Source organism: Elioraea sp., assembly GCF_051860475.1.
Lineage (GTDB): Bacteria > Pseudomonadota > Alphaproteobacteria > Acetobacterales > Acetobacteraceae > Elioraea.
The window spans coordinates 20,526-27,993 of sequence record NZ_JBHYDW010000041.1; the positions used below are offsets into that span (position 1 = coordinate 20,526).

The 7,468-nt window shown below is 71.6% G+C and carries 8 protein-coding genes and 1 tRNA gene; 7 read left to right on the forward strand and 2 right to left on the reverse strand.

Features of this window, described 5'->3' with window-relative positions; all coding sequences use genetic code 11:
* Position 1: 1 nt before the first annotated feature.
* The 4 genes from ACTIFU_RS09790 to ACTIFU_RS09805 all read left to right on the forward strand — a co-directional run bounded on the left by ACTIFU_RS09790 (position 2) and on the right by ACTIFU_RS09805 (position 3,176).
* Positions 2 to 862: a 2-dehydro-3-deoxygalactonokinase gene (locus ACTIFU_RS09790; protein WP_439578117.1), complete on the forward strand. Its 861-nt coding sequence runs from the start codon at positions 2 to 4 to the stop codon at positions 860 to 862.
* Positions 859 to 1,476 carry a 2-dehydro-3-deoxy-6-phosphogalactonate aldolase gene (locus ACTIFU_RS09795; protein WP_439578118.1) on the forward strand — a complete coding sequence of 206 codons (618 nt, stop codon included), beginning with the start codon at positions 859 to 861 and terminating at the stop codon, positions 1,474 to 1,476. The genes ACTIFU_RS09790 and ACTIFU_RS09795 overlap by 4 nt, the downstream gene beginning before the upstream one ends.
* A 17-nt stretch (positions 1,477 to 1,493) precedes the next feature.
* On the forward strand, positions 1,494 to 2,393 hold the full coding sequence (gene ltnD, locus ACTIFU_RS09800) for an L-threonate dehydrogenase (RefSeq protein WP_439578119.1): 900 nt from the start codon (positions 1,494 to 1,496) through the stop codon (positions 2,391 to 2,393).
* A 159-nt stretch (positions 2,394 to 2,552) separates the two neighbouring features.
* Positions 2,553 to 3,176 carry a hypothetical protein gene (locus ACTIFU_RS09805; RefSeq protein ID WP_439578120.1) on the forward strand — a complete coding sequence of 208 codons (624 nt, stop codon included), beginning with the start codon at positions 2,553 to 2,555 and terminating at the stop codon, positions 3,174 to 3,176.
* Between the two features lie 12 nt (positions 3,177 to 3,188).
* Here ACTIFU_RS09805 and ACTIFU_RS09810 read toward each other — a convergent pair whose 3' ends face one another.
* The gene (locus ACTIFU_RS09810; RefSeq protein WP_439578121.1) at positions 3,189 to 3,791 is read right to left on the reverse strand and encodes a GNAT family N-acetyltransferase; all 603 of its coding nucleotides are present in this window, start codon (positions 3,789 to 3,791) and stop codon (positions 3,189 to 3,191) included.
* Between the two features lie 92 nt (positions 3,792 to 3,883).
* Between ACTIFU_RS09810 and selA the strand changes: the two genes are divergently transcribed.
* The 3 genes from selA (at position 3,884) to ACTIFU_RS09825 (ending at position 6,651) form a co-directional block, all read left to right on the forward strand.
* Positions 3,884 to 5,281, forward strand: a complete 1,398-nt coding sequence (gene selA / locus ACTIFU_RS09815) for an L-seryl-tRNA(Sec) selenium transferase (RefSeq protein WP_439578122.1) — start codon at positions 3,884 to 3,886, stop codon at positions 5,279 to 5,281.
* Positions 5,282 to 5,287: 6 nt separating this feature from the next.
* Positions 5,288 to 5,382 (forward strand) — tRNA-Sec (locus tag ACTIFU_RS09820).
* A gap of 210 nt (positions 5,383 to 5,592) precedes the next feature.
* Complete coding sequence (locus ACTIFU_RS09825; protein WP_439578123.1) at positions 5,593 to 6,651, forward strand: OmpA family protein; 1,059 nt, start codon at positions 5,593 to 5,595, stop codon at positions 6,649 to 6,651.
* Positions 6,652 to 6,847: 196 nt separating this feature from the next.
* Here ACTIFU_RS09825 and ACTIFU_RS09830 read toward each other — a convergent pair.
* Positions 6,848 to 7,468 (reverse strand): hypothetical protein (locus ACTIFU_RS09830; RefSeq protein WP_439578124.1); only part of this gene is annotated, 621 nt, incomplete at its 5' end.

The window sequence follows — 7,468 nt, forward strand, 5'->3', positions numbered from 1 at the left end:
CGTGATCGCGATCGACTGGGGCCTGACCTCGTTCCGCGCCTGGCGGCTCGCAGAGGACGGCGCGGTGCTGGATCGAACGACGGGACCGTTCGGCATCCGCTCGGTCGCGGATCGCGACTTCGCCGCCGTGCTCGACCGTGCGGTCGGCACGTGGCGTCCGGCTACAGTGCTGATGTGCGGCATGATCGGCAGCCGCCAGGGGTGGGTCGAGGCGCCCTATGTAGCAGCACCTGCCGGGCTCGCGGCGATCGCGGCGGCGCTCGCCCCGGTTCCCGGGATGGACAGCGCCTGGATCGTGCCCGGCGTGTCGCAGGACCCGCCCGACGTGATGCGCGGCGAGGAGACGCAGATCCTGGGTGTCGCGGCACCCCTGGGGGCAGGGCGTCACGTGCTCTGCCTGCCCGGCACGCACAGCAAGTGGGCGGTGCTCGAGGAGGGGCGGGTTGCTGGTTTCCGTACCGCCATGACCGGCGAGGTGTTCGGATTGATGCGCACCCAGTCGATGCTTGCGCCGCTCGTTCCTGACGATGCGGCCGAGGATCCTGGCGCGTTCGATGCCGGGGTCGATCGCGCGCGCGACGAGGGCGGCCTGCTGCATCACCTGTTCGGCCTGCGCGCTGCGGTGCTGCTCGGCCGGCTCGTACCCGCCGCGCTGCCGTCGATGCTGTCGGGGCTGCTGATCGGCCATGAGATCGCCGAGCTCTCGGCTGAGGCGCAGACCGTGCATCTGGTCGGCAGCGCCGCGCTCACCGAGCGCTACGGGCGCGCGCTCTCCCGCTTCGGCATCGCCGCCACGACGCATGGCGAGGAGATGGCCGCGCGCGGCCTGTTCGTGATCGCGCGCGAGGCGGGAATCGCATGAGCCGCATCACGCCGTGGCTTGCGCGTTCGCCCTTCGTGGCGATCCTGCGCGGCGTCCGCCCCGAGGAGGTGGTGCCGATCGCGCAGGCCGTCGTCGATGCCGGATGGTGCGTGATCGAGGTGCCGCTGAACTCGCCCGCGCCGTTCGCCTCGATCGCGCGGCTCTCCGAAGCGCTGGCGGCGGACATCCTGGTCGGCGCGGGCACTGTGCGCACGCCGGCGGAGGTGGATCGCGTCGCCGAGGCGGGCGGGCGGCTGATCGTGATGCCGCACGCGGATGTCACGGTCATCACGCACGCGGCGCGGCGCGGGCTGATGGGGCTGCCCGGCGTGTACACGGCGACCGAGGCCTTCGCCGCGATCGACGCCGGCGCGGATGCGCTGAAGCTCTTCCCGGCCGAGATCGGCGGGCCGGCGCTGCTCAAGGCGCTGCGCGCGGTGCTGCCGAAGGAGCTGCCGGTGCTGCCCGTCGGCGGCGTCGCGCCCGACACGGTCGCCGCCTGGCGCGCCGCGGGCGCGGCGGGCTTCGGGGTCGGCAGTGCCCTCTACCGGCCAGGCGACGATGCGGCGACGGTGGGAGAGCGGGCGCGCACATTCGTCGCCGCGCTCGGCTGACAACGACGGAGGACGCCATGAAGGTCGCGGCGATCGGGCTCGGCTCGATGGGGATGGGGGCGGCGCTCAATCTGCTGAAGGCCGGGCACGACGTCACCGGTGTCGATCCGCGCGCGGAGCCACGCGATGGGTTCGTCGCCGCCGGCGGCAGGGCGGTCGCGCGCGCCGCCGACATTCCCGATGGCACCGAGGCGGCGCTCGTGCTGGTGGTGAACGCGCAGCAGACCGAGGCGGCGCTGTTCGGCGAGGGCGGCGCGCTGCCGCGGCTCGCGCCGGGTGCGGTCGTGATCGCCTCGGCGACCGTGGCACCCGAGGCCGCGCGCGCGCTCGCGGTGAAGGGCGAGGCGGCGGGGCTGCTGTGGCTCGACGCGCCGGTCTCGGGCGGAGCGAAGGGTGCGCGCGAAGGCACGATGGTGGTGATGGCCTCAGGCTCGGAGGCGGCCTTCACCAGGGCCGAGCCGGTGCTCGCCGCGATCGGCCGGAAGACCTGGCGGCTCGGTGACGCGCCCGGCATCGGCAGCACGGTGAAGATGGTGAACCAGCTGCTCGCCGGCGTGCACATCGCGGCGGCGGCCGAGGCGACGGCACTCGGCATCCGTGCAGGTGCCGACCCGAAGATGCTCTACGAGGTCATCACCACCGCGGCCGGCAACTCCTGGATGTTCAGCGACCGTGTGCCGCACATCCTTGATGGCGACGACACGCCGCGCTCGGCGGTGGACATCTTCGTCAAGGATCTCGGCATCGTGCTGGATGCGGCGCGCGGCATGACCTTCCCTCTGCCCGTCACCTCGGCCGCGCACCAGCTTTTCCTCGGCGTCTCGGCGGCGGGCCATGGCGGGCGGGACGACGCCTTCGTCATCCGGTTCTGGCAGATGCTGGCCGGGATCGACCTGCCGGGGCCGCGCCGCACCTAGGCGCCCCGCATGCAGCGGCGCTCGTTTGCCACAGGAATGTTCCCTGCTAAGATCGAGTTGACCACGCGCGCCGACCGTGAGGGTGGCGGTTCGCGGGCACGATGAGGGCGGAACGCGATGTCCTGGTTCTTGCGTCTGACACGGTTCGCGAGCGCGCACATGGTCTACGCCCAGCACGCGCAGAACTCGTGCGGCATGGCCAGCATGATGATGGTCAACTTCAAGATGAAGAAGGGCCTGATGCTCGCCGGCATGGCGGCCGGCAGCGCCGTGCAGGTGGTGCCGATCATCGGCTCCTATGTCGGCGCGACGCTCAGCAAGGCGGCGTTCGATGCTGCGGTAAAGACCGAGAAGCAGGTTTATGCCGAGTATACCAAGGTCACCGGCTCGCCCTATGACGGCAGCCAGTACTCCGACGCGATGAAGTTCCCTGCCGTGCTCAAGAACCTCGGCCTTGGCGACTGGGAATGCGTCAATGCCGGCGAGACCGGCTTTGCAGGAGCCGCGAAGACTGCGACCGGGAAAGGGGCACCGGTGATCGGCCATGTGGTCTGGAATGGCGGTGGGGCGCATTTCGTCGTGATCGACGAGTTCCACGCCGGTTATGGCTGCGTCTGCGATCCGTGGGACGGGCATGTGCACGTCACCAAGATGGAGAACGGCAAGTCGGTCACCTACAATGCCGGTGACACGCCGATCGGCTGGGACGTCGGCGGCAAGCGTAACGACTATCCCGCCGGACAGACCGGCAAGTTCTCCGGCTGGATCGTGCGGCGCAAATAGCCGCGCCCGGCGTCAGGGAGGCCGGCGGATGACCGGGACGCCCGGTGCCGCATCCTCGGGCAGCGTGCCGTCAAGCCGCGGGTCGGGCATGATCTCGACCTGATACCGGAACGGCACGAAACCGGAGCGGATGTAGAACGCCAGCGCCTTTGGATGGTCCAGCGTGCAGGTATGCAGCCAGACGCGGCGCAGCCCCGGGCGCGACCAAGCGCGCACGAGCGCGTGCGTCATCAGGCTGCGCGCCGCCGCGGTGCCGACCAGCGCGGCTGTCACGCCGAACATCCGGACCTCGCACTCACCCTCCGAGCCGAAATCGAGCTCGGCGAGTCCCTCGTCGGCGTCGCCCGCGCGCAGCGTCCAGACCTCCACCGCCGGATCGTGCAGCCTGGCGCGCAGCGTCGCGTCGGACCACTGGAGGCGCGCGGCCCAGAGATACTCCGTGCCGATCCGGCGGTAGAGGTCGCGGTACCAGCCCAGGTCCGGCTGCTCGACCAGCCGGAACGGCCAGGTTCCGGCGGCAGGAAGCGGCGCCGGGCGCGCGGTCATCTCGAGATGCGTCACCACGGTCGGCACGTGGCCGGGCGGGACATCGTGGAACCCCGCGGCAAGTGTCATCGTCGCCCCTGTCGATCATTCGCTGTCCGCGCGAGGCTGGCCCAGGCGCGCCCGGGGCACAAACCCCGTGGCGCGCGCCGGGACGCGGCCGCATGCTCGCGACGATGGCCTCCACCCGCTTCCCCATCCCCTCGATCGATCGGCTGCTGCGCGCGCCCGAAACGGCGGTGCTGCTGGAGCGCTTCGGCCGCGACGCCACGCTGGCGGCCCTGCGTGCCGAGGCCGAGGCCGCGCGCGCGGCACTCCGCGCCGGAGCGGCGCCGCCCGGCGGGACCGCGCTGATCGATGCTGCGGCAGACCGGCTCGCGCGGGCCTTTGCGCCGGGCCTGCGGCGTGTGGTCAACCTCACCGGCACCGTGCTGCACACCAATCTCGGCCGGGCGCCCCTGCCTGAGGAGGCGATCGCGGCGGCTGCGGAGGCGATGCGCCACCCCAGCACGCTGGAGTTCGATCTCGTGACAGGGCGGCGCGGCGAGCGCGACGACCACGTCCGCGGGCTGCTCCGGGAGCTCACCGGCGCCGAGGACGCCACCGCGGTCAACAACAACGCGGCCGCCGTGCTGCTGGTGCTGAACACGCTCGCCAAGGGCCGCGAGGTGCTCGTGAGCCGGGGCGAGCTGATCGAGATCGGCGGCAGTTTCCGCATGCCCGAGATCATGGCGCGCGCCGGTTGCCGTCTAAAGGAGGTCGGCACCACCAACCGGACCCACCCCCACGACTACCGCGAGGCGATCGGGCCGAGGACGGCGGCGCTGATGCGGGTCCACCAGGCGAACTTCGCGCTCAGCGGGTTCGTCGCCCGGGTGCCGGACGCCGAGCTTGCTGCGATCGCAAAGGCGGCGGGGCTCCCCTTCGTCACCGATCTCGGCGCCGGGGCGCTGGTGGATCTCGAACGCTTCGGCCTGCCGCACGAGCCGACCGCGCGTGAGGCGCTCGCCGCGGGGGCCGACCTCGTGACCTTCTCGGGCGACAAGCTGCTCGGCGGGCCGCAGGCAGGGCTGGTGGTCGGCACGGCGGCGCTGGTGCGGCGGCTCAACCGCAATCCGCTGAAGCGCGCGCTGCGGCTCGACAAGGGCCGGCTCGCCGCGTTGGAGGCGGTGCTGCGCCTCTACCGCGCGCCGGACCGCCTTGCCGGGCGCCTGCCGGCGGTGGCTCTGCTGGCCCGGCCCGAGGCAGCGATACGCGCCGCGGCCGGGCGGCTGGCGGCTGCGCTCACCGCCGCGCTCGGCTCAGGCTGGCGGGTCGCCGTCGAACCCTGCCACAGCCAGATCGGCTCGGGCGCGTTGCCGGTCGATACCCTGCCCTCGGCGGCGGTCACGGTCGCGGGACGGGGGATCGAGGCACTCGCGGCCCGCCTGCGCGGTCTCGCCCTGCCCGTGCTGGGCCGCGTCGCCGAGGGCCGCCTCTGGCTCGACTGCCGCTGCCTGACGGCCGCCGACGAGCAGGACCTTGACGCGGTCTTGCCGGATCTCGGGGCCGGGACGACCTGAACCCCTGGAAGAGAATCGGCCCCGGTGGGCCGGCCGGCCTTCAAAGCCGGTTGGGGCGGCTGGACGCGGTCCCGGGTGGGTTCGACTCCCGCTCTCTTCCGCCGTTCCCGTTGGACGCCGGCGGTGTTGTCACGCAGAACGGTCACACCTGTTGCAGCCGCGCCACAGTCTGGGAAAAACGTCGGCGGACCCGGTGCAACACCGCCAACCGTTTTGTATGGTGGCGTTATTGCGGGATACGGAGTGCCGAGGGCGTGATGCCCGCCGGCCGGGCCCTTCCCCCGCGCGGGTTTGGTCAAGGAGAAATACGGATGAAGCTCCGCACTGCGCTTCTGGCCGCGACGGTGGGCATGGCGCCCGCCCTGGCCAGCGCCCAGCCGGTGGATGGCCTCTATATCGGCCTCATGGGCGGCTACAACATCGTCCAGGACAGCGACCTGAAGTTCTCGCCGCCCCGCGCGGGGACGAACGAGGTTGAGTTCGACGGCGGCTGGGCGGTGATCGGCCGCATCGGCTGGGGCTTCGGCGAGGTCGCGCCGGGCATCGGCGTCCGCGTCGAGCTCGAGGGCAACTACCGCGAGAACGACGTCGACCGTTTGCGGGTCGGCGGAGCGACCCTGGCCGCGCCGGGCGGGAAGCAGCAGACCTACGGGGCGATGCTGAATGCCCTGGTCGACTTCGATCTCGGCCTCGGCTTCCTTTACCCCTATCTCGGTGCCGGCGCCGGCTGGGCCTGGACGAACTGGGATGGTGTGCGCACCGGTGCGACCACGCTCGTCGATGACGACGACAACAACTTCGCCTTCCAGGGCATCGTCGGCCTGAGCGTGCCGATCGCCGGTGTTCCGGGCCTTGCGATCAACGCCGAGTACCGCTTCTTCGGCACGCTCGAGAACAGGTTTTCGGTCACCGCGGCCGGTGGCGGTGGCAGCGTCAAGGCCGACAACTACAACCACACTTTCCTGATCGGCCTGCGCTATGCCTTCGGCGTGACGCCGCCTCCACCGCCGCCGCCGGCGCCCGTCGCGGCTCCGGCGCCGGCGCGCACCTACCTCGTGTTCTTCGACTTCGACAGCTCGGCGCTGACAGATCGGGCACGCGAGATCATCGGCGAGGCCGCGGCGAATGCCCCGCGCGTCCAGTCCACTCGGATCGAGGTGACGGGTCACACCGACACCGTCGGCTCGGCGGCCTACAACCAGGCCCTCTCGATCCGGCGCGCGAACGCGGTGGCCGCCGAACTCGAGGCGCGCGGCATCCCGCGGAGCCAGATGGTCATCACCGGCCGTGGCTTCAGCCAGCCGCTGGTGCCGACCGGCCCGAACGTCCGCGAGCCGCAGAACCGGCGCGTGGAGATCGTGCTCCGCTGATCGACTGCCGATCGGCCTGATGGGAAAGGGGTGCCTGCGGGCGCCCCTTTTCGTTTGCCCGCGGCTGGGCGCGACTTGCCATGCCAACCGGACGCCGAGGTGCGCGACTTGGCGTGCCTGGGCGCGCGTGCGCCAGGGTCAGGGTACGGGTCCCGGCGTGGGACAGGAACGGCGCGGTGAATCCCGCGCCAGCGTATCAGCGCTGGCGCGTGGCAGGCTGGGCCGGGGTCTCCGCCGTGCGGAGATCGCAGGGCCGGACCGCATAGGCCTGCGGCAGGCTGGCGGCGGCCGACATCGCGGCCAGTTCCGTCCTGCCACCGCTCATCACCTGATCGAACAGCGGCCCGATCCTGCCGCAGAAATGGCTGCCGAGCCGGATGCTTTCCTGCGACTGCGCGTTCGCGAGCGCGGTGATGTACTGGTTCAGGTCGCGCTGTGCGCTGCGGCCGTGCACCCGGTTGAAGAACCCGGTCAGGTTCCGGTGCGCGCCGGCCAGATCCGTCTGGAACCGGGTGACGAAGGCGTTGTAGCGGTCGTGCATCCCGCAGGAGAGCGCACCGACCATCAGGTGTGTCTGCAGCGCGCGAAGGTCGAAGGCCGCCTTTTCACGCGCATTGGCGCAGGACTGTGCAACCGCAGTCGTTGAGGCAAGGCCGACCGCGACGAACGCGGCCGCATTCAGGAGAAGGGAGCGCACGAGAATCCTCCGGCCGTTTGCCCCGCGACTCGACGCGGCGCTGGGGGATGCGTTGCCAGCGTTATCGGCGAATCGGGCAGGCCGATCAAGCGCCGCGGACTTCCCTCGCGCGCGCGTGCG